Here is a 25517-nt window from a genome sequence, read left to right as displayed (position 1 = left end):
CCCACCGCGGGTGGTGCCCAGCAGACGCCGGCGCGTCGTCCAGTGGTACCGCTCCCGCTCACTGCGCGGCCGCCTCACGTTCATGACGGCAGCCGCGGTAGCGGTGGCGATCGCGCTGTCGGCATTGGCGTGCTGGTTCATCGTGGAGAAGCAGCTGTACGACCAGGTGAAGTCGGACCTGGCGAGCGCTCCGCCGGCGTTGGCAGGCAGACTCACCTGCTATCCCACCCCGGAGGATGCGCTGGAACACCAGCACGGTGGCAGCATGCCGGAGATCAGCGGCGGGGTCCCCCGAGACACCCAGTTCCTCTCAACAGCGGGAGTCTGCCTGCCTCCGGGGGCCACCCGCGCGATCGTGACCGAGCCTCAGGACTCCGCCGCGTTCCGGCTCGGGCCCGGACAGTCGATCACCCGGGACGGGAGATACACCAACGGCGACCCAGCGATCATCCGGCTGACCTCCAGCCACAAGTTCACGGTACCCACCGTCGTCATGGTCGCCACCCCCACCCAGTCCGTCGAGGACTCCCTCCAGGGCCTCGCCATCCTCCTCGGCGCCGTCTCCCTCGGCGGCATCCTGCTCGCCGCCGTCGCCGGCCGCCTCGTCGCCCACTCCTCCCTCAAGCCGGTCGACCAACTCACCGACGCCGTCGAGCACATCGCCCGCACCGAGGAGGTCGGCACCACCATCCCGGTGAACGGGGATGACGAGATCGCCCGGCTGTCCACGTCCTTCAACTCGATGAGCACCGCCCTCGCCAACTCCCGCGAGCGCCAGACCCGGCTGATCGCCGACGCGGGCCACGAGCTGCGCACGCCGCTCACCTCGCTGCGCACCAACGTCGACCTGCTGATCCGCAGCAACGACACCGGCCGCCCGCTGCCCCCGGCGACCAAGACCAAGCTGCTGGGCAACATGAAGGCCCAGATGCAGGAACTCACCGTGCTGATCGGCGACCTGCTCCAGCTCTCCCGCCCCGACACCCCCAAGGCCGGTCCGAACCTGACGGTGGTCGCCCTGCACGAGATCGCCGGACGGGCGGTCGAACGGGCGAAGCTCCGCGGTCCCGGGCTGGTCTTCGAGACGACCGTCGAGCCCTGGTACGCGCACGGCGACGCGGCGGGCCTGGAACGGGCCGTGATCAACCTGCTGGACAACGCGGTCAAGTACAGCCCGCCCGGCGGCACCATCGAGGTCCGGCTCCAGCACGGCGTGCTGACCGTCCGCGACCACGGTCCCGGCATTCCCCCGGACGAGCTCCAGTACGTCTTCGACCGGTTCTGGCGCTCCCCGTCCTCGCGCCAACTCCCCGGCTCGGGGCTGGGGTTGTCGATCGTCGCGCAGAGCGTCCGGGAGGCGGGCGGCGAGGTCACGCTGGGCCCGGCCCAGGACGGCGGCCCCGGCGCGCTGGCGACCGTACGACTTCCCGGCGGCCCCGCCCCCGAGTAGCCGCCGGGAACAGCAGGACGGGCGGGGCGCCCCGACAGCGCCCCGCCCGTCCGAGGCCCCGTCACCGGGGCCGGTGTCCGGCTCCGGTCAGTCGATGTCGCTGCCCGGGCCGAGGACCTTGACCCGGTCCTGCGCCGGCGGCTTCAACGGCGAGGCCGCCGAGCTGTGGGCCGTCAGGTAGGCCGTGAAGACGTCCAGGTCGGAGGCGCCGACGAGCTTGTCGGTGCCGGCCGCGAAGGCAGGGAAGCCGTCGCCGCCGCCGGCCAGGAACTCGTTGGCGGCGACCCGGTACTTGGCGGCCGGGTCGACCGGTGCGCCGTTCAGCCGGATCGAGTCCACGACCACCCGGTCCGCGCCGGTCCTGCGCATGTCCAGGGTGTAGTGGAGGTTCGAGGACACCTGGAGGATCTTCGGCGCCGCGTCGTTGAGGCCGCTCACCTGCTGCTGCAGCAGCTGGACCAGCTGGGCGCCGGTGAGCGTCTTGACCTGCATCATGTTGGTGAACGGCTGGACGGTGAACGCCTCCCCGTAGGTCACCACGCCGTCGCCCTCACTGCCCGAGGCCTTGTGGACCAGGTCGGAGCGCAGCCCGCCCGGATTCATGAAGGCCACCTGGGCGCCGCCCTTGTCGGCCGGGGCGAGCCCCTCCAGCTGCCCGTCGGCGATCACGTCGCCGAGCGGCTTCTCCAGGTCGCTGCTGCCGCGGCCGTTGATGTCCGCGGAGATGTAGCCGATCGGCCGGTTGGCCTTCGGGGCGGCCAGCTTGGCGTAGTGGTCGATCAGCGCCGTCATGTCCGGGGCCTTCTCGACCGTGCGCCGCACCACGTGGTTCTCGGCCTTGACCGACGGGCGGACGATCTCGCCGGTGGTCTTGTCCAGCTTCATGTCGATCTCGGTGAACAGCCGGCCGAAGGAGGCGGCACTGGTCACCGAGCGCGGCACGCCGTTGGGGTCGGGGATGCTGCAGGCGTACGCGTTGTGGGTGTGGCCGGTGACGATGGCGCCGACCGCCGGGTCGATCTTCTTCGCGATGTCGACGATCGGGCCGGAGACGCCCTGGCCGGCCGCACCGCAGTCGTAGTTGTAGACGCCGCTGGCCGGGTAGCCGCCCTCGTGGATCAGCGCGACGATCGAGTTGACGCCCTTGGCCTTGAGCTCCGCGGCGTACTTGTTGATCGTGGTGACCTCGTTGGCGAACGTGAGGCCCTTGACGCCCTCGGCGGTGACGATGTTCGGCGTGCCCTCCAGGGTGACGCCGATGAAGCCGATCTTGACGCCCTGCGACTTGGTCACCCAGTACGGCGGCAGCAGCGGCTTGCCGGACTTCTCGTCGGTGACGTTGGCCGACAGGTAGTTGAAGTTGGCGCCCTTGAAGGTCCGGCCGGGCTCGTAGCAGCCGTCGGTCGGGTGGCAGCCGCCCTCCTGCTTGCGCAGCAGCTCCACCGCGCCCTGGTCGAACTCGTGGTTGCCGACCGACGTGACGTCCAGTCCGAGCTTGTCCATCGCCTCGATGGTCGGCTCGTCGTGGAACAGCGCCGAGGTGAGAGGGCTGGCACCGACGATGTCGCCGGCCGCGACGGTGATCGAGTCGTCGGCCGGGATCCGCGCCTTGCGCAGCTCGGTGGCCAGGTACTCGATGCCGCCGGCCGGGGTGGAGACCTCCTTGCCGGTGGCCGGGTCGATCTCCTTGACCGTGCCGGAGGAGCCCGCCGGGGGCTCCAGGTTGCCGTGGAAGTCGTTGATCGCCAGCAGCTGGAGGTTGACGGTCTTGTGACGCTTGGCGTTGGCGTCGGCGGCCTGAGCGGCCGTCGGCACGACCACCGTGCCGAGCAGACCTGCGGCGGCGACGACGGCGAACGCCGCCCGTCGGGATCTGACGGTGAGCATGAGGGATCCCCTGCACCTCGGAGGAGCACGCGGGCGGCGGAGCGCGCCGGCGCGTGGGCAATGTGTTGCGCGAGTGCAGCCTAGGGTCAACGCGCGTAGCTGTCAGGATGTCGAACGTAACGAGAGGATTACCTGCTGACGAACCACCGCCGTCAGGCCGGGACGGACCGCCTGCGGACGATCCCCCGGCCCGTGCCGGGCCGGCCGCTCAGACCCCCGGCTCGGACGCCAACTGCCGCTCGGCCCGCACCCGTTCGGCCACCGCGTCCTCGGTCATCGCGCGGTCGGTGTACACCAGCGGCCGCTCGGTGTCGGTGATGATGTGCTTCACCACCTGCACGTTGCCGTTGACGTCCCAGACCGCGATGCCCGGCGACAGGGTCGGGATGATCTCCACCGCCCAGCGCGGCAGGCCCAGCACCCGGCCGGTGGCCCGCGCCTCCTCGGCCTTCTGCATGTAGATCGTCCGGGTGGAGGCCATCTTCAGGATCGCCGACGCCTCCTTGGCCGCCGCGCCGTCCACCACGTCCGACAGGTGGTGCACCACCGCCACGAAGGAGAGCCCGAGCCGGCGGCCGAACTTCAACAGCCGCTGGAACAGCTGTGCCACGAACGGGCTGTTGATGATGTGCCAGGCCTCCTCGACCAGGAAGATACGCTTCTTCCGGTCCGGCCGGATCCAGGTGTGCTCCAGCCACACCCCGACGATCGCCATCAGGATCGGCATCGCGATCGAGTTGCGGTCGATGTGCGACAGGTCGAAGACGATCAGCGGCGCGTCCAGGTCGATGCCGTCGGTGGTCGGGCCGTCGAACATGCCGCGCAGGTCACCGTCGACCAGCCGGTCCAGCACCAGCGCCACGTCCAGGCCCCAGGACTGCACCTCGTCCACCGCCACGCCCAGCGACTCCACCGAGGACAGCTCGGGGCTGCGCAGCGTGTCGATGATGTCGTCCAGCACCGGCTGGCGGTCCGTCACCGAGGCGACCACATGGGCGTGCGCCGCCTTCAACGCGAAGCCCGCCCGCTCCTCCAGCCCGCGCCCCATCGCCACCTCGACGATGGTGCGCAGCAGCGACAGCTGGCCGGTCTGGGTGATCGCCGGATCCAGCGGGTTGAGCTTCACCCCGCCGTCCCGGGCCGCCATCGGGTCCAGCCGAATCGACTTTATGCCCAGCGCGTTGGCGATCAGGTTCCACTCGCCGACGCCGTCCTCGCCCTGCGCGTCCAGCACCACGACCTGCCGGTCACGGAACCTCAACTGCCGCAGCACGTACGTCTTCTCCAGCGCCGACTTGCCGTTGCCGGACTCCCCCAGCACCAGCCAGTGCGGGGCCGGCAGCTGCTGCCCGTACAGCTGGAAGGGGTCGTAGACGTACCCCTTGCCGCTGTACACCTCGCGCCCGATGATCACGCCCGAGTCGCCCAACCCCGGTGCGGCGGTGGGCAGGTAGACCGCCTGCGCCTGGCCGGTGGAGGTGCGCACCGGCAGCCGGGTGGTCTCCACCTTGCCGAACATCAGGCTGGTGAACGCGTCGGTGAGGTTGCCGATCGCCATGGGTGGCCTCCTGGTGCCGACTAGGGGTGTTCGGGCGCGGTGGGTGTGGACGGGCCCGGTCCCGGAGGACCGGCGCGGGGGTCAGCGGCGGATGCCGGTGGCGAACGGCAGGGTGTTGACGAAGGCCCGGTGGTGCTCCCGGTCGCACCACTCCAGCTTGAGGTAGCTCTTGCCGGCCGAGGCCCGGATGGTCCGCTTGTCGCGGGCCAGCGCCTCGGGGTTGCGCGAGGAGACCGTGATGTAGCCGACCAGGTTCACCCCGGCCGCGCCGGAGGCCAGGTCGTCACCGCGCTGGTCCACCCGGCCCGTGTGGGCCAGGTCGCGCGGGTCCACCGTGCGGTTCATCTTGGCCGCGCGGCTGGCCTCCGCCTCGTCGTTGGTCTTCTCGGTCAGCATCCGCTCGATCGCGACGTCGGTGGGCTCCAGGTCCATCGTCACCGCCACCGTCCGGATCACGTCCGGGGTGTGCACCAGCAGCGGCGCCAGGAAGTTGACGCCCACCGGGGTGAGCGGCCACTCCTTGACCCAGGCGGTGGCGTGGCACCACGGCTCCCGGGTCGCCGACTCCCGGGTCTTCGCCGTCAGGTACTGCGGGTGGGTCGCGTCCAGCTCGGCCGGCCAGGCGTTGCGCCGGGACATCGCCTGGATGTGGTCGATCGGGTGGTCCGGGTCGTACATCGAGTGCAGCAGCGAGGACAGCCGGGCCTGGCCCAGCGGCTGGCGCACCCGGATGTCCGCCTCCGCCAGCCGGGCGCAGATGTCGGTCAGCTCGCGGGCCATCACGGCCGCCAGCCCCTCGTCGTCCCGGGCCCGCCCGCCGGTCGCGGTGCGGCCCATCGCGTGCGCCTCGGCGGCCAGGTCCCGGGTGTAGTGCATGCAGGCCACCAGGTACGCCCGGTGCTGCTCCGAGGAGGTCGACACCATCGACTGCAACTGGTCGTACGAGTCCTGCAGCCAGCGCGGCGCGTCGTGGTCGCCACGGCGCTCGACGTCCTTGGCGTGGGCGTCCGGGTCGGCCGGCAGCGTGCGGGCCAGGATCTGCAGCCGGGTCACGAAGCCGTCCCCGTTGGCGACGTGCTTCAACAGCGTCCCGAACCGGTCGACCAGCGCCTCCTGGTCCTCCGAGTCGCGCAGCCCGACGCCCGGGCCCTCGATCTCGATCGCGGCCGTCACCGTCCGCCGCTCCAGGTGCATCAGCACCCCGACCTCGTCCGGCCCGAACGGCGCGGTCAGCCAGCGCAGCCGCCCCACCCCGGGCGGCGGACCGACCTCCACCTCCCGGCCGTCCATCCGGGTGCCCGCGTCCATCGCGTCCGAACGCCACAGCCCCCGCCCGCTGCGGACCGTCCGGCGGTAGGTGCGGTTGATCTCCACCCACCGGTAGAACGTCCGCTTGCGGTACGGCACGTACACCGCCGCGATGGCCAGCAGCGGCAGACCGATCAAGCCGGCGATCCGCAGCGCCAGGACCGGCATCAGCAGACCCCAGAGCATCCCGAGGAACGCCCCGAAGATGATCAGCAGGATCTCCCCGGACTCCCGGTTGCGGCCGATCACCGCGTTCGGGCGGGCCTTGCCGATCAGGTAGGTGCGGCGCTGGTGCACGTACGGCTGGGCGTACTGGGCCCCGTACTGGCCGAGCGGTTCGCTGCTCACTTACCCGTCACCCTCCCTTCGCTGGATTGCTGTCGCGGTTCGGAACCGAGGCCTGCGGCGGCGGCCCGGCCTGCGGCGGCGGGGCCGGCGTCCGGCCGGCGTGCGCGGCGATGCCGGGCGCTACCGAGCCCCCGCCCGCACCCCCGCCGCCCCCGGCCCCCTGCGGACCGCGGTCGCCGTGGGTGGAGATGCCCTGCTTCATCAGGTTCGCGGTCCCGTTGATCATCGCCGAGCCCGCCTGCACCGCACTGGCCCGGGCCCCGCGCATGTTCAGCATCTCGTCGCCGAAGGTCGGGACGAAGCGGTACACCGCGGCACTCGCGAAGATCGACAGGAACAGGATCGCCAGCCCGGACAGCACCCGGGCGAAGTCGTCGTTGGCCCCGGCACCGGTCGCCACCGCGCCCGCCAGCCCCAGGATGATCACGATGATCGGCTTCGCCAGATCCACCGCCAGCATCATCCCGGCCCACCGGCGGACGTGCTTCCACAACTGCCGGTCCACCAGTCCCGCGTACACCGCCGTCCCCAGCAGCGCTCCCACGTAGAGCATCGCCGCCCGGATCACCAGCTCGATCCAGAGCACCGCCGCCGCCAGCACCGCGACCAACGACACCAGCACCAGGATCAGCGGGCCCCCGCCGACGTTCCCCTTCTCCAGGGTGTCGGCGAACCCGCCCAGGTACGTCCCGGTGTCCGACTTCGTCCCGACCGCGATCGCCTTCGTCAGCCCGTCCGTCACGCTCACCACGGTGAACAGGATCAGCGGCGTGAACGCGGAGGCCACCACCGTCAGCCACAGGAAGCCGATCGCCTCCGAGATCGCCGTCGTCAACGACGCCCCGCGCACCGCCCGCTTGGTCACCGCCAGCAGCCACAGCACCAGCGTGATCACCGTCGACACGGCGAACACCACGGCGTACTGCTGCAGGAACGACTGGTTGGTGAAGTCCACCGACGTCGTCCCGTCGATCGCCCCCGACAGGTTCCGCACCACCCACGCCGCCGCCTGGGCACACCCCTTGGCGAGCGACCCGAGCGGATCGGTCACGTTGTTGACGGCGCCGCTCCCAGGGAGGGCACCGGGCTTGTCCACGCAGAGGATGCCGCTTCCGGAGATCGGCAGATCGGGGCAGTTGGGGTTCTGCGTCCCGGTTGGTGTCGGCGACGGCGACGGCTCGGCGAACACCCGCTGGGCCGCCAGCATCGCCGTCAACTGCACGGCGGCGAGGACGCCGGCCAGCGTCCCCGCTCTGCGCGCGGTCGTACGACGTGCGGTCGTTCGGCGTGTGCTCTGGTCAACGGGCATAGCGGAACCCCCCGAACTGCTGGACGGCGCCGGTGATCTCCTCGGCGGTGGCGGCCTGCTGGTCTCCGGGCATCGGCGCGGGGCCCTGCCTGCTGGTGAAGTCGGTCAGCTTCCAGTCGCTCCCCGTCCAGTGGAGCGAGAGCGTGAGGGTGAACCAGTTGGCGGTCACCGGTTGGACGGAGCGTTCGCCGGCGAGGCCGGTGAGGCCGGTGCACCACACCTCGACCTTGGCGTCCTGGTCGGCGTAGGCCGTCGACTTGGTGCCGACGGGGACGGTGCGGCTGACGAAGGTGAGGCCCTTGGGCGCGCGGCCCTGGGCGTCGAGGCCGTAGCGGGCGACGGTGTCGCCGCCGAAGCCCTGGTCCAGCCGGGTCTGCAGGGCCGCGGCGGCGCCCGGGTCGGCGATGGTGGCGACGATGGTGTGGCGGCTGTCGGCGCGGAACATGTCCGCGGAGCCGATCGCCACCGCGTAGTTGGCGGCGGCGGACTGGGCGCCCTGGTCGCTGTGCGGGTAGCCGGAGGCGATGCCGTTGACGGTGGTGCCGACGGGCTGGTCGCCGCTGGGGGCGGGGCCGGCGCCGGAGCCGGCGCTGGGGGCCGCCCGGTCGGCGGAGCTGCCGCCGCTGCCGGGGTCCGGTTTGCCGCGGTTGGCGACGGAGATGGCGACGACGAGCAGGGTGACGACGACCAGGACGGTCAGCAGGGTTCTCAGCGGCCTGGACTGACGGGAGGTCGGCGGTGCGGAGGGCTGTTCGTCGACCGGCAGCCGCGTACGGGTGTGCGGCTGGTCGTCGGACAACGGCACGGCGGCCCTCCTGGTGCGGGGAGCCGGGCGGCTCCGGGGGCCCTCCGTCCGGGGGCGGGCGCGGACGGGGGGTGGGAACGGGGGGTGGACTCCTGGCGGGTCGGCCCACTGGGGAGGTCCGGGCGGGAACCTGTCCTCAGGCGGGCCGGGTCACTGCTGTCCGATCGTCAGATAGCCATGCCGTAGACAATGGTGAACAGAGTGCCGAGTGATCCAATGATGAACACGCCGGTCAGCCCGGCGATGATCAGCCCCTTGCCCTGTTCGGCGCCGAAGCTGTCCCGCATCGCGGTCGCGCCGATCCGCTGTTTGGCCGCACCCCACACCGCGAGGCCGAGGCAGACGAGGATGGCGACGGCCATGATGACCTCGACCATCACCCGGGCCTCCGACCCGAGGCTGGCGAAGGGGCCCCAGTCCGGGGCGATCCCGCCGATGATGGTGTCGATATTCGGCTTCTTGGGAGGGTCCTCGGCCAGGTGGCCGACCGCATAGGTGTGCACGCTGCTCAGGTTCATTTCCATCTCACCGCCCGATCAGGCAAATTCAAGGGCCCGGACCCCGCCCGCGCGAAGGGTCGGTGCCTATTCTTGGCCAGATCTGATGTCGACTTGGCTACTTCTCGCGGATTGGTCGTGAGGCATCGGACACGTACGCGAGGATGTCCACCGTACGAAGGATAGCGCTCACTCTTTGTATCTCTGATGATTGCGGTGAGCAACGCCTTCCGGGACACTTCGACTGACGATTCGTCGGGATGGTGCTGATGGTACTCCGGAAGGCCGGTACGGCCGCCGCTGCGGCGGGAGTTGTCGCGTTCGGGTTCCTCGGTCTGGTGACGATGGGGACGTATGCGGCGGGCGGGACGCCGCAGCTGGCGGCGAATCGTTCCGCCCTCTCCCCCGGCACCGTTCCGGCGGCCTACCAGGACGGGATCCAGAAGTGGGGTTCGCTCTGCCCGGAGATCTCCCCGCCGATGCTCGCGGCGCAGCTGTACCAGGAAAGCGGTTTCGACCCCAGGGCCCAATCCGGCGTCGGGGCGCAGGGAATGGCGCAGTTCATGCCGGGCACCTGGCCGATGTACGCCACGGACGGTGACGGGGACGGCAGGAAGGACGTCTGGAACCCGTACGACGCGATCGCCACCGCGGCGGTCTACGACTGCGCGCTCGCCAAGGACGTGGCCGGCGTGCCGGGCGATCCGCAGGCCAACATGCTGGCCGCCTACAACGCCGGCCCGTACGCGGTGACGTCGAACCGGGGCGTCCCGCCGTACAGGGAGACCCAGGGGTACGTGCGGAACATCCAGGCGATGGCCCGGAGCTTCGCCGCGCCGACCGCGCCGGTGGAGGTGTCCGCGCAGTCGGCGGCCGCGATCTACTTCGCGCAGACCAAGCTCGGCACGCCGTACCTGTGGGGCGGCGAGGGGCTGGCCTCGCAGAACGGGCAGTTCGACTGTTCCGGGCTCACCAAGGCCGCGTTCGAGACCGTGGGGATCGAGCTGCCCCGGGTGGCCAACGACCAGTGGTACGCCGGTCCGCACCCGTCGCGCGATCAGTTGCGGCCGGGGGACCTGGTGTTCTTCGCGACGGACCTGGGCGACCCGCGCACCATCCACCACGTCGGGATCTACGTCGGCGGCGGCTACATGCTCAACGCGCCGCACACCGGGGCGGTGATCCGCTACGACAAGATCGACACCCGGGAGTACATCGGGGCGACCCGGGTCACCTCGGACGGCGCCCAGGCGCTGCCGACCCGTGGCGGCGGCGGAAACGGCGCGGTCAACGCCCCGAGCCGCCCGGGCACGACGGCGCCGGCCCCGACCGCCCCCAGCAGCCGGCCCGCGGCTGCCGCACCGCCCGCCCCGACGGCCGCGGGGCGGGTCAACGGGGCCGCCGGAACCGGTGGGAGCGGCTGAGTCGTCCACCGATCTGTGTGCGGCCTGTGGACGCTGAGTCAAGTTTCCATAACCGCGCGTTTCCGTGGAACGCTGGGTCCCGGCGATGACGTTGGGTCCGGTGGTCCCTCGTCAGCTTCGCGCGCCGGGCGGGCCCCGGCGGGATCGAACAGGTGCAGCGGACCAGAAGGAGGTGCGGCGTGTCGACGCCGCTTGCCGACACGACCAACCCCGACCTCGGTCTGCTCTACGCCGTCAACGGCCTGGCCAAGCGCTCCCCGCAGTGGCTGGACCACGCGGTGTCGTGGATCGGCGAGTACGGCATCCTGATCGGCCTCGCGCTGCTCGGACTGGTGGGCTGGCTGCAGGCCAGACGCCGGCCGGACGCGCCGGTGGCGATCGCCGGGCTGCTCTGGGTGCCGCTCTCGGTGGCCGTCGCCGAGCTGGCCAACCTGCCGATCGCCGCGATCGTGGACCGGCCGAGGCCCTTCGTCGACCACTCGGGGCTGCTGGTGCTGGTGGACGGCAAGGCCGGCACCCACTCCTTCGTCAGCGACCACTCGACCATGACGATGGCCGTGGCGGTGTCGCTGTTCCTGGTGAACCGGAGGCTGGGCTGGATCGCCGGGGGGCTGGCCCTGCTGCAGGGCTTCTGCCGGATGTTCATGGGCGTCCACTACCCGACGGACGTGATCGGCGGCTTCGCGCTGGCCGTCGCGGTGGTGCTGCTGCTGGCGCCGATCGCGATGGCGGTGCTGGTCCCGTTCTGCCACGCGCTGACCCGGACGGCGGTGGCCCCGCTGGTCCGGGCGCCGGAGCGCGGCGCCGCCGCCGGGCGGAGCGCCGAGCGGCGCGGCCGGCGCCGCGGGCGGGGAGCGGTGCGCCGGGAGGAGCAGCCGCCCGAGTCCGACCTCGCGGCCTGAGGGCCGCCCGAGGCGCCGAGCCGCACGGGCCGCACGGGCCGGACCCCGGCTAGGCCGACGCGTCGGCTCCGTGCTCGGCGAGGTGGTCGGCCCCCTCGCGGCGGGCCAGGTCCCGGGAGCGGCGGGCGGCGGAGTACCAGCCGCAGCTGCAGGTCGCGAAGGCGAAGGAACCGCGTTCGCTGAGCGCGACGCGGTGCTCGGGCATCGGGGTGGTGCCGGGGGCGACCGGCAGCTCACTGTGCACGGGATTCACCGTAACGCGCCGGGCGACCCGCACGCGACAGCCGCCGGTTCCCGCCGGACCCGTAACCCTTCGCGAGCCAACTCGTTTGCCCGGAAAGAGCTCTGCCCTCCCGGCGCCCCAGCCGGTGCCGCAGTCGGCGGGGCAGTCGGTCCCGAGGGGGTTGTCGCGAGGATGAAGATGACCGACCAGCAGCGAACCGGGCGGCCGGCGCGCCGTCCGGGGCCGCGCCTGCGCTCGGCGGCCGGCGCCGCCGTGCTCGCCGCGGCGCTGGCCGCGGGGGCGGCCGGGTGCTCGGCCCACTCCGGTGGCGGCTCCTCCGACCAGCAGTCGAACGCCCCCGACCAGCTGGCCACCGACCCGGTGGCGGCGGTACGCAACGCGGCGGACATCACCGGGCGCACCGGTTCCGCGCACGCGGCCACCGAGCTGGTCACGGAGTCCGCGGACAAGAAGGCGTCCTTCTCCGGCACCGGCGGCTACGACTACGTGAAGCGGATCGGCCGGCTGGAGGTCCAGGTGCCGCCGGGGGCGGCGACCACCGGGAAGATCGTCGAGGTGGTCCTGCCGGGCACCGTCTACCTGCAGAACAGCGGTGCCAAGGTGCCCGAGGGCAAGTGGGTGAAGCTGGACGTGCGGCAGCTGCCGGACGGCAACCTGGTCAGCAGCGGCGCCACCGACCCGGCCACGGCGGCGGGGGCGCTGCGCGGGGTGCAGAAGGCCGACCTGGTCGGCACCGAGACGGTGGACGGCGCCCCGCTGCACCACTACCGCGGCACCCTGGACCTGGCCAAGGCGGCCGACGCCACCGGCGGCCGGGGCGGGGACGGTCTGCGGATGGGCGGGCAGACCTTCACCGTCAAGGAGGTCCCGTACGACGCCTGGCTGGACGACCAGGGGCGGCTGCACAAGGTGGTGGAGGTGTTCACCTTCGCCGGGGTGGCCGGTTCGAAGGAGGCCAAGGACCAGGTGAAGGTCACCTCGACCACCTCGCTGTCGGACTTCGGCAAGCCGGTCGAGGCGGCCGAGCCGCCGGCCTCGGACATCTACCAGATGAAGCCGACGGAGAGCCCGAAGTAGCGCCCCGGCGTCGGGGCGGAACGGGGCGCCGCCGGAGCGGGTGGCCGTCCGGGGAGCGACGGCCACCCGTTTCGGCGGCGCCGAGATGGCCCGTCCGTGCCATGTGGACGGGCCCCGGAGTGCCTAGGCTGGACGTCGGGTGGCTGCCGCCCGGGCTGGCGAGGCACTGAAGGGGTGGTGCAGGTGGTGTCGTCCACGGGCGGCCGCAGCGGCGGCCACGACGACGCGGCCCTCGACGAGATCGAGCTGGCCGGCGAGCTGATGATCGCCGCGACGGCCAGCGCCGGTGACCGGCTGCCGACCGAGCGGATCGATGAGGTGCTGCTGGACCGGGTGGACCCGGTCCGGGCCGAGCGGGAGGGCGAGGGCTGAAGGCCCCGGGGTCAGCTGCGCAGCAGGCGGCCGATCGCGGCCGAGGCCTCCGCCACCTTGGCGTCCAGCTCGACCCCGCCCTGTTCGGCGGCCGCGGCGACGCAGTGCCGCAGGTGCTCCTCCAGCAGGGAGAGCGCGAAGGACTGCAGGGCCTTGGTGCTGGCCGAGACCTGGGTGAGCACGTCGATGCAGTAGACGTCCTCGTCCACCATCCGCTGGAGGCCGCGGATCTGGCCCTCGATCCGGCGCAGCCGCTTGAGGTGGGCGTCCTTCTGCGCGCTGTAGCCGTGCGGGCCGTGTCCGCCGTGGCCCGCGGCGGCGGGGGTGGCGGCCCCGGTCCCGGGCGCGTGGTCCGGCTCGGTGCGCGCTTGCGTCGTGGTCATCGGCCCGCCTTCGTCTGAGTGCCTGGTGGCTGCGTCGGCCTCCAGTGTCCAACACCGGGGCCCCGCGTGGTGTTCCGACGGCCCACCCGGCATGTGCCGAACGGCCTGGTGGGGGTCGCGGCGGGGTTAACCCGTCTGAGCGGCGCCCCGGGCTTCCGCACGCGGGACGGGGCAAACGCGTCGAGGTTCCGTCAGACTGAGTCCTTGCGTCCGCACCTGGCGGTGCGGTCCGGACAGCCGGTGCGACAGCCGAACGGAAGGGGAGGCTCCGCCTCCTCGGTCACCACCCCGTTTGCGCGATCGCGCTCGGTTGCACCTAGCATCGTTCAGTCCGTACCCCGCACATCGGAGATTTCCGTGCGTTTTAGCCTGACCCCGAAGGAGACGAGCTTCTACGACATGTTCTCTGCCGCCGCGGAGAACCTCGTCGTCGGTTCGAAGCTCCTGCTGGAACTGCTGGGATCAGACGTGTCGGCCCGCGCGGAGATCGTCGAGCGCATGCGCGCCGCCGAGCACGCCGGGGACGACACCACCCATGCCGTCTTCCACCAGCTGAACTCGTCCTTCATCACGCCCTTCGACCGCGAGGACATCTACAACCTCGCCTCGTCGCTGGACGACATCATGGACTTCATGGAGGAGGCCGTCGACCTGGTCGTCCTCTACGACATCCAGACCCTGCCGAAGGGCATCGAGCAGCAGATCGAGGTGCTGGCGCGCGCCGCGGAGCTCACCGCCGAGGCGATGCCGAACCTGCGCAGCATGTCGAACCTGACCGAGTACTGGATCGAGGTCAACCGGCTGGAGAACCAGGCCGACCAGATCCACCGCAAGCTGCTCGCCCACCTGTTCTCCGGTCAGTACGACGCCATCGAGGTCCTCAAGCTCAAGCAGGTCGTGGACGTCCTTGAGGAGGCGGCGGACGCGTTCGAGCACGTCGCCAACACGGTGGAGACCATCGCCGTCAAGGAGTCCTGACCCTCGTGGACATGGCTGCACTCATCGCCGTCATCGGCGTTGCGTTCTTCTTCACGTACACCAACGGCTTCCACGACTCGGCGAACGCGATCGCCACGTCGGTCTCCACCCGGGCGCTGACCCCGAAGGCCGCGCTCGCGATGGCCGCCGTGATGAACCTGGCCGGTGCCTTCCTGGGCAGCGGGGTGGCGCACACCGTCTCCAGCGGGATCATCGAGACCCCCAGCGGCAACCAGGGGATGGCGATCCTGTTCGCGGCCCTGGTCGGGGCGATCGCCTGGAACCTGGTCACCTGGTACTTCGGTCTGCCGTCCTCCTCCTCGCACGCGCTGTTCGGCGGCCTGGTGGGTGCGGCCCTGGCCGGCGGCACCGAGGTGATCTGGAGCGGCGTGATCGACAAGATCGTCGTCCCGATGATCGTCTCGCCGGTGGTCGGCCTGGTCGGCGGCTTCATCGTGATGCTGGCGATCCTGTGGATCTTCCGCCGGGCCAACCCGCACAAGGCCAAGCGCAACTTCCGGGTCGCCCAGACCGCCTCGGCCGCCGCGATGGCGCTGGCCCACGGTCTGCAGGACGCCCAGAAGACCATGGGCATCGTGGTCATGGCGCTCACCATCTCCGGCCACCAGACCACCGGTGACATCCCGGTCTGGGTGAAGATCTCCTGCGCGACCATGCTCTCGCTGGGCACCTACGCGGGCGGTTGGCGGATCATGCGGACCCTCGGCCGCAAGATCATCGAGCTGGACCCGCCGCAGGGCTTCGCGGCCGAGGCCACCTCCTCGGTGATCATGTACATCACGTCGTTCGTCTTCAAGGCGCCGATCTCCACCACCCACGTGATCACCGCGGCGATCATGGGCGCGGGGGCCACCAAGCGGATCCGCGCGGTGCGCTGGGGCGTCGCCAAGAACATCGTGCTCGGCTGGTTCATCACGATGCCGGCGGCCGCCGTCGTCGCAGCGCTGATGTACTGGTTCGTCCACCTCTTCTGGGGCTGATCACCGACGGTCCGCCCCGGCCGGCAACTGACAGGGCCCGCCCCCACATCTCGGGGGCGGGCCCTTCTTCATGCCCCGCGGCGGCACCGCCATGCAGCACCACGGGACAGCTGGGGTCGGTCTAGCCGAAGCGGCCGGAGATGTAGTCCTCGGTCGCCTGCACCGACGGGTTGGAGAAGATCCGCTGGGTGTCGTCCAGCTCGATCAGCTTGCCCGGCTGGCCGACGCCGGCCAGGTTGAAGAAGGCGGTGCGGTCGCTGACGCGGGCCGCCTGCTGCATGTTGTGGGTCACGATGACGATGGTGAACTGCGACTTCAACTCGCCGATCAGGTCCTCGATGGCGAGGGTGGAGATCGGGTCGAGCGCGGAGCAGGGCTCGTCCATCAGCAGGACCTGCGGCTCGACCGCGATCGCGCGGGCGATGCACAGGCGCTGCTGCTGACCGCCGGAGAGGCCGGCGCCCGGCTTGTTCAGGCGGGTGTGGACCTCCTTCCAGAGGTTGGCGCCCTTCAACGAGCGCTCCACCACCTCGTCCAGGACGGCCTTCTTCTTCACGCCGGCGAGCTTGAGCCCGGCGACCACGTTGTCGTAGATCGACATGGTCGGGAACGGGTTCGGGCGCTGGAAGACCATGCCGATCGAGCGGCGCACGGCGACCGGGTCGACGTTGGAGGCGTACAGGTTCTCGTCGTCCAGGAGGACCTTGCCCTCGACCCGGGCGCCGGGGATCACCTCGTGCATCCGGTTGAGGGTCCGCAGGAAGGTGGACTTGCCGCAGCCGGAGGGGCCGATGAAGGCGGTCACCGAGCGGGGCTCGATGCTCATCGAGATGTCCTCGATGGCCTTGGTGGTGCCGTAGTAGGCCGACAGTCCGCTGACGTCGATGCGCTTGGCCATGATCGTTGCTTCTCTCGTCTTCTTCGTACGTCAGTGGTCGCTCAGTGTCCGGCCTTGGGCGAGCGCCAGCGTGCGATGCCCCGGGCGATGAGGTTGAGCCCCATCACGAAGGCGATCAGCACCAGCGCGGCGCCCCAGGCGCGGGCGTAGCCGAAGTCGTTGTTGACCACCGAGTACTGCTGCCAGATGTACATCGGCAGGGACTGCTGCGGTCCGTCGAACGGGTTGCTGTTGATGTAGTCGGCGCCGAACACCAGCATCATCACCGGGGCGGTCTCGCCGGTGATGCGGGCGACCGCGAGCATCACACCGGTGGTGATGCCACCGATCGCGGTGGGGATGACGATCCGCAGGATGGTCTTCCACTTCGGCACGCCGAGGGCGTACGAGGCCTCGCGCAGCTCGTTCGGGACGAGCTTGAGCATCTCCTCGGTCGACCGGACCACGACCGGGATCATCAGGATCGCCAGCGCGAGGCTGCCCGAGAAGCCGGAGTAGCTGAACCCCAGGGCGAGGTTCCAGAGCGAGAGGATGAACAGACCGGCGACGATCGACGGGACGCCCGTCATGACGTCGACGAAGAAGGTGACCGCCTTGGCGAGCCGGCCGCGGCCGTACTCCACCAGGTAGACGGCGGTCAGCAGGCCGAGCGGGGCGGCCATCAGGGTGGCCAGGCCGACCTGCTGGAGGGTGCCGAGCAGCGCGTGGTAGATGCCGCCGCCGGGGCCGCTCTGGATCACGCCCTTCATCGAGTGGCTCAGGAAGTTCCCGTTCACCACGCCGATGCCCTGCTGGATCGTGTAGACGGTCAGCGAGGCCAGCGGGACGACGGCCAGGATGAAGGCGACCCAGACCACCGAGGTGGCGAGGCGGTCCTTGGCCTGTCGGCGGCCCTCGACCTGGGCCGAGATCAGGTAGCTGCCGGCCAGGAACAGCAGGGCGGAGAGCAGGCCCCACTGGAGGTGGCTCTCCAGGCCGGCGGCGGCGCCGATCCCGCAGCCGACCGCGATCGAGCCGACGGCGACGACGGGCGGGGTCCACTTGGGCAGCCGGTTGGCGGTGAGCTTCGGGCCGACCTGCGGCCGGGCGTCCTCGGGGACGGTGACGGTGGTCATGCGTTGGCCCCCGAGTACTCCTTGCGGCGGGCGATGATCAGTCGCGCGGCACCGTTCACCAGCAGGGTGATCACGAACAGGACGAGGCCGGAGGCCATCAGGGCGTCGCGACCGTTGTTGCCGGCCTCGGCGAACTTCAGCGCGATGTTCTGCGCGAAGGTGCCGCCGCCGGCGTCCAGGATGTGCAGCGACAGGATGCTGTTGGCGGAGAGCACCACCGCGACCGCGATGGTCTCGCCGAGCGCCCGGCCGAGGCCGAGCATCGAGGCCGAGATGATGCCGGGGCGGCCGAACGGCAGCACCGCGGTGCGGATCATCTCCCAGCGGGTCGCGCCGAGGGCGAGCGCCGCCTCCTCGTGCATCCGCGGCACCTGGCGGAACACCTCGCGGGAGACCGCGGTGATGATCGGCAGGATCATGATCGCCAGCAGGATGCCGACGGTGAACAGGTTGCGCGGGGTGCCGGTCCTGGTCTGGTCGAAGATGTACGTCCAGCCCAGGTACTGGTTGAGCCAGCTGGTCAGCCCGTCCATGTGCGGGACGAGGAACAGCGCGCCCCAGAGGCCGTAGACGATGCTGGGGACGGCGGCGAGCAGGTCGACCAGGTAGGCGAACGGCTGGGCGATCCGGCGCGGCGCGTAGTGCGAGATGAACAGCGCGATCCCGATGGCCACCGGGACGGCGATCGCCATCGCGATGACGGCGCTGACGATGGTGCCGAAGGCCAGGACGGCGATGCCGAAGACCGGCTTCGGGGCGTCCGGCGTCCACTCGAAGGTGGTGAGGAAGTTGCCGTCGTTGTTGCCGAGGGCCACGACCGAGCGCCAGGCCAGGAAGCCGGCGATCGCGGCCATGATGACCAGCAGCAGGATGCCCGCGCCGCGGGCGAGGTTCATGAAGATCTTGTCGCCGACGCGGCTGTCGCGCTGTCGGCGTTCCCTGCCTCGCGGGGCGGCAGGGGAGGATGAAGTCATTGGTGTACTCCGGTCTGGTGGCGCCGCCCCGGTAGGGGGTCGGCACCATGGCGGCGGTGCCCCGGACGTTGGTGCTGGGTTGGTGCGTTCCGGCGGGACGGCCCCGGCCCCCCTCGCTCACGGGGCCGTCCCACCGGGGGTCCTGTCGGGTCAGGCGAGGGTGCCGACCGCGGCCTTCACCTTGTCGCCGATCGCGGCCGGCATCGGGACGTAGCCCTTGTCGCCGATCGACTTCTGGGCGGCGTCGCTGATGGTGTAGTTCAGGAAGGACTTGAGGGTGTCCAGCGTCTCGGCCTTGTTGCCCTTGTCGCAGGCGATCTCGTAGGTCACCAGGACGATCGGGTAGGCGTTGTCGGCCTTGGTGCCGTAGTCCAGGGAGAGGGCGAGGTCGCCGTCGGTGCCCGTGACCGTGGAGGAGGCGATGGTGAGCGCGGCGTTGGCGGCGGTCGCCTCGACCGGCTTGGCGGCACCGGTGGCGATCTGGGCGCTCTTCAGGTTGTTGGTCTGGGCGTAGGACAGCTCGGCGTAGCCGATCGAGTTCTTGACCTGCTTGATCTGGGCCGAGACACCGGCGCTGCCGTTCGCGGACTGGCCGCCCTTGCCCTTCCACGCCTTGTTCGGGTCGGCGCTCCAGGCGCCGCCACCGGTCTTGGCGAAGTAGGAGGTCAGGTTGAAGGTGGTGCCGGAGTCGTCGGAGCGGTGGAAGCTCTGGATCTCGGCGTCCGGCAGCTTGGCGCTCGGGTTCAGGGCGACGATGGCCGGGTCGTTCCACTTGGTGATCTGCGAGTCGAAGATCTTGGCGGCGGTCGGGCCGTCCAGGACCAGGTTGTCGACGCCCTCGATGTTGTAGACCAGCGAGACCAGGCCGGCCACCATCGGCAGGTCGATCGCCTTGCCGCCGGTGCAGACGGCCTTGGAGGCGTCGACGTCGGCGGGCTTGAGGGCGAAGTCGGTGCCGGCGAAGGCGACCTTGCCCTGGGTGAACTGCTGGACGCCGGCACCGGAGCCGCCGCCGCTGTAGTTGATCGTGGTGCCGGAGCAGGCGGCGCCGAAGTTGGTCTTCCACACGTCGATCGCCGGGGCCTGCGCGGTCGAACCGGCGCCCAGGAGCGTGCCGGCCTTGCCACAGTTGATCGCGGCACCGGCCGCGGAGGAGCCGCTGGAACCGCTGGACGCCGTGTTGTTGTTGTTGTCCGACCCGCAGGCGGCGAGCGACAGCGAGCTGACGAGCGCCATGGCACCGATGGCGAGGGCCTTGGAGCGGCCGTTCCGCTGGAGCTTCACAGGGGTGTCCCTTTCTGTGGCATTGCCCGCTGCGCAGGCCGCAGGAGTACGGCTGAGCATGGGTTTTGCTGTGGTCCGGGGCCCGTTCGGCCCGCCGGTAGTCCCGAAGTTAGGCCGGGTAAGTGACACGACAGCCGGTCGCAAGTGAACGGGAAGTGAACCTCGAACGGATGACAGGAAACTACGTCACGTAGTAACGGTTGCGTCACGGCGCGGGCGCGGGGAGATCACTTCCACCGTTCCTCTCCCGGTGCCGACCCGCCCCTCCGTACGGGCTTCGCACCCAGGATCACCAGCAGCGCGTCCACCAGCAACCGGTCGCGGTCGTGGGTCAGCCGCGCCCGGGCCTTGCCCGCGGGCAGCCAGTCCAGGCGGTCCACCTCGCGGTTCGGCCGGAAGGCCCCGGCGGTCGGCACCGCGGCCCAGTACCGGACCTCCTTCGGACGGCCCTGCGCCAGGTAGTGCTGGGCGGGCAGCTCCGGACCGAGCAGGCAGGCGAAGCCCGTCTCCTCCCGCACCTCGCGCAGCGCCGCCTCGACCACGCCCTCGCCCGGGTCGAGCTTGCCCTTCGGCAGGCTCCAGTCGTCGTACTTCGGACGGTGGATCACCGCGATCCGCGGCCGCCCCAGCCGACCGCTGGGCTTCGGCCGGCCGGGCAGCCAGAGCACCGCGCCCGCCGCCAGGACCACCGGGCCCCGGGCCGGGGCGGCGGCCACCGGGCGCGCGGCGCGGGCCGCTGCCGGGTTCGCGGCCGGGTCCGCTGCCCGCCCGGTGCTCAGGCGATCGTGCAATTCAAGCCGTCCGTGGTGCGGGGGAATGCCCCCAGCCCTCGGCAGGGGGGAGCTCCAGCCAGCCGTCCGGGGACGGCGGGAGCTCGGGCCACCGGCGGCCGAAGGCGTACCGCGCCGCCTCGACCTCCAGTCGTTGATCAGCATGCACCACGCCCAGCACATAGGCGGTCGCGGGGGTGATCCGCGGGGTGCGCGCCGCGGTCGCGGCGGTCACCGCGGCGTCCGCGGCCTCCTGGTGCCGGGCCAGCACCGCGTCCAGCTCGTCCAGCTCGGCGGACGGCCGGGCACACACCTCCAGCGCGTACCGGGCCCGCTTCACCAGGATCCGCAGCCGCGACCAGGGCGCGTCGTCGGCCGCCAGCGCGGCGTCCGCGTCCGCCACCCCGCGCGCCGCCGGCACCGCGCCCAGCCGGCGCAGCCCGTCCCCGCCGTACGGGGTCGCGGCCCGCTGGAGCGGCAGCTGCTGGGCGCTCGCCGACAGCGCGGTGAACGCGGCCGCCGCCTGCGGCCGCAGCACCGCCGACGCCCGGCCGCCGGCCGCCTCCAGCAGCGGCGCCTCGCCGACCAGCAGGGTCATCCGGTCCGCCAGCGCGTGCAGCCGGGCCGAGCGGAGCTCCTGGAGCACCGTGGAGTGCGCCCTGGTCCGGGCCAGGGTCAGCTGCCGGTCCAGCAGCGCCCGCGCCTTCGGGGCGCCCGCGTGCCCGGCCAGCATGCCCGTCCCCCCCGGGTCGGTGCCGCTCAGCGAGTCCACCGCGCCCAGCAGCCGGGCCGAGCGGCGGACGTAACCGGGCTCCAGCGCCAACAGGTTGAGCAGCCAGCGCAGTTCGGTGCGCGACTCCTGCGCCCAGGACTGCTCGAACACGGCCCCGAAGGTGTGCAGCAGCCCGCCGATCCGCCGCACGGCCCGCAGCAGGTCGGCGGTGCCGCTCGCCGGAACGGCCGCGGCCGACCCCGGTCTGGCGCCGACCTCGCCCACCGCGAGCGGCAGGGCGCGCAGGAACGCGCCCGCCTGGGCCGTGAGTTGGCGGGAAAGGATGTCCCCGGCGGTCGCTGTGGAGGCCGCCTGGGCCGTCATCGGCGCTTCGGTCATGGCGTGGTAGATCCCCGTTCCCCCGGGGCCCTTCCCCGGGGCTGGTGGCCGACCGCCGGAGCAGCTCCCCCCGGGGCCCCGGGGGCCCCGACTGCTCCGGCGGCTCGCATCAGTGGACGCGTCAGCGCGAGGTGGCGGCCCGGCGGCGCTGGCGCGAATCGATGAGCAGGTCCTGGACGTGCCGCAGCGGCGTACCCTCGGCGTCCTGCGAACGGCGTTCCCAGGCACCGTCCGGGCCCAGGTGCCAGGACTCGGTCTCGTCCGACACCCCGAGGTCGATCAGCCCGGACAACTCGGCCCGGTGCGCCGGATCGGTGATCCTCATCAGCGCCTCGATCCGGCGGTCCAGGTTGCGGTGCATCATGTCGGCGCTGCCGATCCACACCTCGGGATCGCCGTTGTTGCCGAACACGAAGATCCGGGAGTGCTCCAGGAAGCGCCCCAGGATGCTGCGCACCCGGATGTTCTCGCTCAGCCCCGGCACCCCCGGACGGACCGCGCAGATGCCGCGGACCCAGACGTCCACCGGCACCCCGGCCTGCGAGGCCCGGTAGAGCGCGTCGATCAGGGCCTCGTCGACGATCGAGTTGACCTTGATCTTCACGTACGCGGGCCGGCCGGCCCGGTGGTGGGCGATCTCGTTGTGGATCCGGGAGACCAGCCCGTCGCGCAGGCCGCGCGGGGCGGTCAGCAGCCGGCGGTAGGACTCCCGGCGCGAGTAGCCGGACAGCCGGTTGAAGAGGTCCGAGAGGTCCGCGCCGACCTGCGGGTCGGAGGTGAGCAGGCCGAGGTCCTCGTACAGCCGGGCGGTCTTCGGGTGGTAGTTGCCGGTGCCGACGTGCGAGTAGCGGCGCAGGGTGTCGCCCTCCTCGCGGACCACCAGCGACAGCTTGCAGTGGGTCTTGAGCCCGACCAGGCCGTAGACCACGTGACAGCCGGCCTCCTCCAGCTTGCGCGCCCACTTGATGTTGGCCTGCTCGTCGAAGCGCGCCTTGATCTCGACCAGCACCAGCACCTGCTTGCCGGACTCGGCGGCGTCGATCAGCGCGTCCACGATCGGCGAGTCGCCGGAGGTGCGGTACAGGGTCTGCTTGATCGCCAGTACGTCCGGGTCGGCGGCGGCCTGCTCCAGGAAGGCCTGCACCGAGGTGGAGAAGCTGTCGTACGGGTGGTGCAGCAGCACGTCGCGCTCGCGCATCGCGGCGAAGATGTCCGGCTGCGAGGCGGACTCGACGTCGGTCAGCCCGCGGGCCGTACCGGCCACGAACTTCGGGTACTTGAGCTCCGGCCGGTCCAGCTCGGCGATGCCGAACAGACCGGTCAGGTCCAGCGGACCGGGCAGCGGGAAGACCTCCGCCTCGGTGATGTTCAGCTCCCGCACCAGCAGGTCCAGGATGTAGGGGTCGATCGACTCCTCGACCTCCAGCCGGACCGGCGGGCCGAAGCGCCGCCGCATCAGCTCCTTCTCCAGGGCCTTGAGGATGTTCTCGGTGTCGTCCTCCTCCACCTCCAGGTCCTCGTTGCGGGTCACCCGAAAGGCGTGGTGGGCCAGCACCTCCATCCCCGGGAAGAGCTCCTCCAGGTGCGCGCCCATCACGTCCTCCAGCGGGACGTACCGCTGGGGCGAGGCCTCCAGGAAGCGGGCCAGCGACTGCGGCACCTTCACCCGGGCGAAGTGCTTGTGGCCGGACACCGGGTTGCGGACCACCACGGCGAGGTTGAGCGACAGCCCCGATATGTAGGGGAAGGGGTGCGCCGGGTCGACCGCCAGCGGAGTCAGCACCGGGAAGATCTTCTGCCGGAACAGGGTGTGCAGCCGGGCCTGCTCCTTCTCGGCCAGCTCCGGCCAGCGGACCACCTCGATGCCCTCGGCGGCGAGGTCCGGCAGCACCTCCTGCTGGAAGGCGGCGGCATGACGGGCCATCAGCTCGCGCGAGCGGGTCCAGATCAGGTCCAGCACCTCGCGCGGCTGGAGGCCGGACGCGCTGCGCTGGGCCACGCCGGTGGCGATCCGGCGCTTGAGGCCGGCGACCCGGACCATGAAGAACTCGTCCAGGTTGCTCGCGAAGATCGCCAGGAACTTCGCCCGCTCCAGGAGCGGGATCCCCGGGTCCTCGGCCAGCTCCAGGACGCGTTCGTTGAACGCGAGCCAGCTCCGCTCACGGTCCAGGAAGCGGCCCTGCGGCAGTGCTTCGAACTCCTGCTCGTCCGTGGCCGGCAGCTCCGGCGGGACGCCCAGCGCACTGGACATCCGCGCCGTGGGCGACAGCGGGGCAGGGACGGGGCGGGGGATGCTCATGGGTTCCAGCTCCTCCAGCAGGACGGCGTCCGGACGCGAATGGCTCTGCGGGCCGTCGTCCTCGCCCCGGGTCGCCCCCGGGGACAGCGCCCACCCACCGGGCGCGGTCCGTACAGGACCGGCCGGGGAAAGGCGGTCGACTCTGCACGAGCGAGACACTACGGACTTCATCCTGTGATCTTCGCGGCAGCAATTGAATCCACGGTAAACACCGCATGGCCAGGAGGAAAGCTGAGTCGGTCGGAGCAAGGGGCGGCGGGCCTCGCCGCACCCCGCCCGCGACCGCTCCGTTACCGCCGGGCGGGCTGCGGCGCGGGACCGGCCGTGGGTCGGTACGGGGGTCCGTGCCGGGGCGGCCGTGGGTCTAGCGGGCGGCTGCCCGGTCCGCCTGGTACCGGGCGCGGTACATGAGGTCCACCTCGTGGACGGTGAATCCCAGTCGCTCGTAGACCCGGACGGCGGCCGGGTTGTCGGCGTCGACGTAGAGAAGGACCGTCTCCAGTCCACGCTCGCCGGCCCCTGACCCGGTCAGGTGACGCAGGCCGGCGGCGGTCAGCGCGCGGCCGAGGCCGCTGCCCTGCTCGGCCGGGTCCACCCCGACGACGTACACCTCGCCGAGCTCCGGCTCGGTGGCGCTGGCCGGGTGCACCTTGGTCCAGTGGAAACCGACGACCTTGCCGTCCCGGGTCGCGAGGAAGAAGCCGGCCGGGTCGAACCACGGCTCGGCGATCCGCTCCGCCAGGTCCTGCTCCGTCCAGGAGCCCTGCTCGGGGTGGTGGGCGAAGGCCAGGGCGTTCAGCCGCAGCCACTCGGCGTCGTCCTCGCCCGGGCGGAAGGTGCGGAGCTCGATGCCCTCGGGCACGGCCACGGCCTCGGTCTGCGCGCCGGCACGGCGCATCTGCCGCAGCTCCCGGACCAGCTCGGCACCGTAGGACCCGGCCAGGTGCCGGGCCGCCGGGTGACCGCCGTGCACCCAGAAGTCCACCGCGTCCCGGCCGACCAGGTGGGCCTGCTCCAGGACGGCGTCCACCAGCGGCCGGGCCAGGCCGCGGCCGCGGGCGGCCGGGTCGACCACCAGCTCGGCGGCCGGGTTCGCGGTCGCGGCCTCCGGCACCTCGACCTGGCCGTAGCCGACCACGGTCGCGGTCTCAGTCGCGCTCGCGGCCTCGGTCTCGGTCTGGGTCTCGGTCTCGGTCAGGATCAGGTGGGTGACACCCGGCCGGGGCGTCTCGGCGTTCCGCAGCCGCAGCCGGCCCTGCTCGGAGACGGCGGCCCGGCCGTCGACCGCCTGGGCCTCCGCCAGAACACGCAGGGCGCCGTCGCGCTGCTCGGGGCGGAGCACGTTGTTCGCAATGACCGCTGTCTGATCGTCCATGCCCTGACAATACGTCAACGGAAATGCGAAAAGCCCCTGATCCGAAGGGATCAGGGGCTTTTCTGAATGATTGTTCGGCGGCGTCCTACTCTCCCACAGGGTCCCCCCTGCAGTACCATCGGCGCTGTGAGGCTTAGCTTCCGGGTTC

General features: G+C 71.5%; 23 protein-coding genes and 1 rRNA gene. 7 read left to right on the top strand and 17 right to left on the bottom strand.

The window, feature by feature from the left end:
* Positions 1 to 82: 82 nt before the first annotated feature.
* Complete coding sequence (locus ACZ58X_RS37055; protein WP_470337968.1) at positions 83 to 1450, top strand: sensor histidine kinase; 1368 nt, start codon at positions 83 to 85, stop codon at positions 1448 to 1450.
* Between the two features lie 87 nt (positions 1451 to 1537).
* On the opposite strand, the gene ACZ58X_RS37050 is transcribed toward ACZ58X_RS37055, so the two are convergent.
* The 6 genes from ACZ58X_RS37050 to ACZ58X_RS37025 form a co-directional block, all read right to left on the bottom strand.
* The gene (locus ACZ58X_RS37050) at positions 1538 to 3337 is read right to left on the bottom strand and encodes a bifunctional metallophosphatase/5'-nucleotidase (protein ID WP_470337967.1); all 1800 of its coding nucleotides are present in this window, start codon (positions 3335 to 3337) and stop codon (positions 1538 to 1540) included.
* 208 nt (positions 3338 to 3545) lie between these two features.
* Positions 3546 to 4895 (bottom strand): ATP-binding protein, encoded by a 1350-nt coding sequence (locus ACZ58X_RS37045; RefSeq protein ID WP_470337966.1) that lies wholly within the window; start codon positions 4893 to 4895, stop codon positions 3546 to 3548.
* An 81-nt stretch (positions 4896 to 4976) separates the two neighbouring features.
* A complete protein-coding gene (locus tag ACZ58X_RS37040; RefSeq protein WP_470337965.1) occupies positions 4977 to 6551 on the bottom strand; it encodes an SCO6880 family protein in 1575 nt (524 codons plus the stop codon).
* A 7-nt stretch (positions 6552 to 6558) separates the two neighbouring features.
* Positions 6559 to 7860, bottom strand: coding sequence for a hypothetical protein (locus ACZ58X_RS37035; protein ID WP_470337964.1), 1302 nt, complete (start codon positions 7858 to 7860; stop codon positions 6559 to 6561).
* A complete protein-coding gene (locus tag ACZ58X_RS37030; protein ID WP_470337963.1) occupies positions 7850 to 8665 on the bottom strand; it encodes a hypothetical protein in 816 nt (271 codons plus the stop codon). Before ACZ58X_RS37030 ends, ACZ58X_RS37035 begins: the two co-directional genes overlap by 11 nt.
* 167 nt (positions 8666 to 8832) lie before the next feature.
* Positions 8833 to 9183 (bottom strand): hypothetical protein, encoded by a 351-nt coding sequence (locus tag ACZ58X_RS37025; RefSeq protein WP_375888806.1) that lies wholly within the window; start codon positions 9181 to 9183, stop codon positions 8833 to 8835.
* Between the two features lie 248 nt (positions 9184 to 9431).
* On the opposite strand from ACZ58X_RS37025, the gene ACZ58X_RS37020 reads away from it, so the two are divergent.
* A complete protein-coding gene (locus tag ACZ58X_RS37020; RefSeq protein WP_470337962.1) occupies positions 9432 to 10586 on the top strand; it encodes a C40 family peptidase in 1155 nt (384 codons plus the stop codon).
* A 179-nt stretch (positions 10587 to 10765) separates the two neighbouring features.
* Positions 10766 to 11488 carry a phosphatase PAP2 family protein gene (locus ACZ58X_RS37015; RefSeq protein WP_470337961.1) on the top strand — a complete coding sequence of 241 codons (723 nt, stop codon included), beginning with the start codon at positions 10766 to 10768 and terminating at the stop codon, positions 11486 to 11488.
* A 49-nt stretch (positions 11489 to 11537) separates the two neighbouring features.
* On the opposite strand, the gene ACZ58X_RS37010 is transcribed toward ACZ58X_RS37015, so the two are convergent.
* Entirely contained in the window at positions 11538 to 11732 is a 195-nt protein-coding gene (locus tag ACZ58X_RS37010) for a hypothetical protein (RefSeq protein WP_470337960.1), read from the bottom strand.
* Between the two features lie 177 nt (positions 11733 to 11909).
* Between ACZ58X_RS37010 and ACZ58X_RS37005 the strand changes: the two genes are divergently transcribed.
* Positions 11910 to 12809, top strand: a complete 900-nt coding sequence (locus ACZ58X_RS37005) for an SCO4651 family lipoprotein (RefSeq protein ID WP_470337959.1) — start codon at positions 11910 to 11912, stop codon at positions 12807 to 12809.
* A 183-nt stretch (positions 12810 to 12992) separates the two neighbouring features.
* Positions 12993 to 13181 carry a hypothetical protein gene (locus tag ACZ58X_RS37000; protein ID WP_470337958.1) on the top strand — a complete coding sequence of 63 codons (189 nt, stop codon included), beginning with the start codon at positions 12993 to 12995 and terminating at the stop codon, positions 13179 to 13181.
* 11 nt (positions 13182 to 13192) lie between these two features.
* Here ACZ58X_RS37000 and ACZ58X_RS36995 read toward each other — a convergent pair whose 3' ends face one another.
* Positions 13193 to 13564 carry a metal-sensitive transcriptional regulator gene (locus tag ACZ58X_RS36995; RefSeq protein WP_470337957.1) on the bottom strand — a complete coding sequence of 124 codons (372 nt, stop codon included), beginning with the start codon at positions 13562 to 13564 and terminating at the stop codon, positions 13193 to 13195.
* 357 nt (positions 13565 to 13921) lie between these two features.
* Here ACZ58X_RS36995 and ACZ58X_RS36990 point away from each other — a divergent pair, with 357 nt between their 5' ends.
* Both ACZ58X_RS36990 and ACZ58X_RS36985 read left to right on the top strand, forming a co-directional pair.
* Positions 13922 to 14542 carry a DUF47 domain-containing protein gene (locus tag ACZ58X_RS36990; RefSeq protein ID WP_063348282.1) on the top strand — a complete coding sequence of 207 codons (621 nt, stop codon included), beginning with the start codon at positions 13922 to 13924 and terminating at the stop codon, positions 14540 to 14542.
* A gap of 5 nt (positions 14543 to 14547) precedes the next feature.
* Positions 14548 to 15543: an inorganic phosphate transporter gene (locus ACZ58X_RS36985; protein WP_470337956.1), complete on the top strand. Its 996-nt coding sequence runs from the start codon at positions 14548 to 14550 to the stop codon at positions 15541 to 15543.
* 121 nt (positions 15544 to 15664) lie between these two features.
* Here ACZ58X_RS36985 and pstB read toward each other — a convergent pair whose 3' ends face one another.
* The 9 genes from pstB to rrf all read right to left on the bottom strand — a co-directional run.
* Entirely contained in the window at positions 15665 to 16441 is a 777-nt protein-coding gene (gene pstB / locus ACZ58X_RS36980) for a phosphate ABC transporter ATP-binding protein PstB (RefSeq protein ID WP_360241598.1), read from the bottom strand.
* A 41-nt stretch (positions 16442 to 16482) separates the two neighbouring features.
* A complete protein-coding gene (pstA, locus tag ACZ58X_RS36975; protein ID WP_470337955.1) occupies positions 16483 to 17556 on the bottom strand; it encodes a phosphate ABC transporter permease PstA in 1074 nt (357 codons plus the stop codon).
* On the bottom strand, positions 17553 to 18530 hold the full coding sequence (gene pstC / locus ACZ58X_RS36970) for a phosphate ABC transporter permease subunit PstC (RefSeq protein ID WP_470337954.1): 978 nt from the start codon (positions 18528 to 18530) through the stop codon (positions 17553 to 17555). The genes pstA and pstC overlap by 4 nt, the downstream gene beginning before the upstream one ends.
* Positions 18531 to 18680: 150 nt before the next feature.
* On the bottom strand, positions 18681 to 19814 hold the full coding sequence (gene pstS / locus ACZ58X_RS36965) for a phosphate ABC transporter substrate-binding protein PstS (protein ID WP_470337953.1): 1134 nt from the start codon (positions 19812 to 19814) through the stop codon (positions 18681 to 18683).
* 227 nt (positions 19815 to 20041) lie between these two features.
* Positions 20042 to 20530: an NUDIX hydrolase gene (locus ACZ58X_RS36960; RefSeq protein WP_470338000.1), complete on the bottom strand. Its 489-nt coding sequence runs from the start codon at positions 20528 to 20530 to the stop codon at positions 20042 to 20044.
* Between the two features lie 76 nt (positions 20531 to 20606).
* Positions 20607 to 21695 carry a CHAD domain-containing protein gene (locus ACZ58X_RS36955; protein WP_470337952.1) on the bottom strand — a complete coding sequence of 363 codons (1089 nt, stop codon included), beginning with the start codon at positions 21693 to 21695 and terminating at the stop codon, positions 20607 to 20609.
* 121 nt (positions 21696 to 21816) lie between these two features.
* The gene (locus ACZ58X_RS36950; protein ID WP_470337951.1) at positions 21817 to 23994 is read right to left on the bottom strand and encodes an RNA degradosome polyphosphate kinase; all 2178 of its coding nucleotides are present in this window, start codon (positions 23992 to 23994) and stop codon (positions 21817 to 21819) included.
* A 364-nt stretch (positions 23995 to 24358) separates the two neighbouring features.
* Complete coding sequence (gene mshD, locus ACZ58X_RS36945) at positions 24359 to 25369, bottom strand: mycothiol synthase (RefSeq protein ID WP_470337950.1); 1011 nt, start codon at positions 25367 to 25369, stop codon at positions 24359 to 24361.
* A gap of 72 nt (positions 25370 to 25441) precedes the next feature.
* Positions 25442 to 25517, bottom strand: a 5S ribosomal RNA gene (gene rrf, locus ACZ58X_RS36940); the annotation flags it as partial.

Source organism: Kitasatospora sp. NPDC040550 (assembly GCF_055594965.1).
This window is presented reverse-complemented; position numbering and strand designations above follow the sequence as displayed.

Coding starts and splice junctions, on each gene's coding strand:
- ACZ58X_RS36950 (WP_470337951.1), bottom strand. CDS start 23,994: ATGAGCATCCCCCGCCCCGTCCCTGCCCCGCTGTCGCCCACGGCGCGG.
- pstC (WP_470337954.1), bottom strand. CDS start 18,530: ATGACTTCATCCTCCCCTGCCGCCCCGCGAGGCAGGGAACGCCGACAG.
- ACZ58X_RS37025 (WP_375888806.1), bottom strand. CDS start 9,183: ATGAACCTGAGCAGCGTGCACACCTATGCGGTCGGCCACCTGGCCGAG.
- ACZ58X_RS37055 (WP_470337968.1), top strand. CDS start 83: ATGACGGCAGCCGCGGTAGCGGTGGCGATCGCGCTGTCGGCATTGGCG.
- ACZ58X_RS37050 (WP_470337967.1), bottom strand. CDS start 3,337: ATGCTCACCGTCAGATCCCGACGGGCGGCGTTCGCCGTCGTCGCCGCC.
- ACZ58X_RS36955 (WP_470337952.1), bottom strand. CDS start 21,695: ATGACCGAAGCGCCGATGACGGCCCAGGCGGCCTCCACAGCGACCGCC.
- pstA (WP_470337955.1), bottom strand. CDS start 17,556: ATGACCACCGTCACCGTCCCCGAGGACGCCCGGCCGCAGGTCGGCCCG.
- ACZ58X_RS37045 (WP_470337966.1), bottom strand. CDS start 4,895: ATGGCGATCGGCAACCTCACCGACGCGTTCACCAGCCTGATGTTCGGC.
- ACZ58X_RS36995 (WP_470337957.1), bottom strand. CDS start 13,564: ATGACCACGACGCAAGCGCGCACCGAGCCGGACCACGCGCCCGGGACC.
- mshD (WP_470337950.1), bottom strand. CDS start 25,369: ATGGACGATCAGACAGCGGTCATTGCGAACAACGTGCTCCGCCCCGAG.
- pstB (WP_360241598.1), bottom strand. CDS start 16,441: ATGGCCAAGCGCATCGACGTCAGCGGACTGTCGGCCTACTACGGCACC.
- ACZ58X_RS37005 (WP_470337959.1), top strand. CDS start 11,910: ATGACCGACCAGCAGCGAACCGGGCGGCCGGCGCGCCGTCCGGGGCCG.
- ACZ58X_RS37020 (WP_470337962.1), top strand. CDS start 9,432: ATGGTACTCCGGAAGGCCGGTACGGCCGCCGCTGCGGCGGGAGTTGTC.
- ACZ58X_RS37035 (WP_470337964.1), bottom strand. CDS start 7,860: ATGCCCGTTGACCAGAGCACACGCCGAACGACCGCACGTCGTACGACC.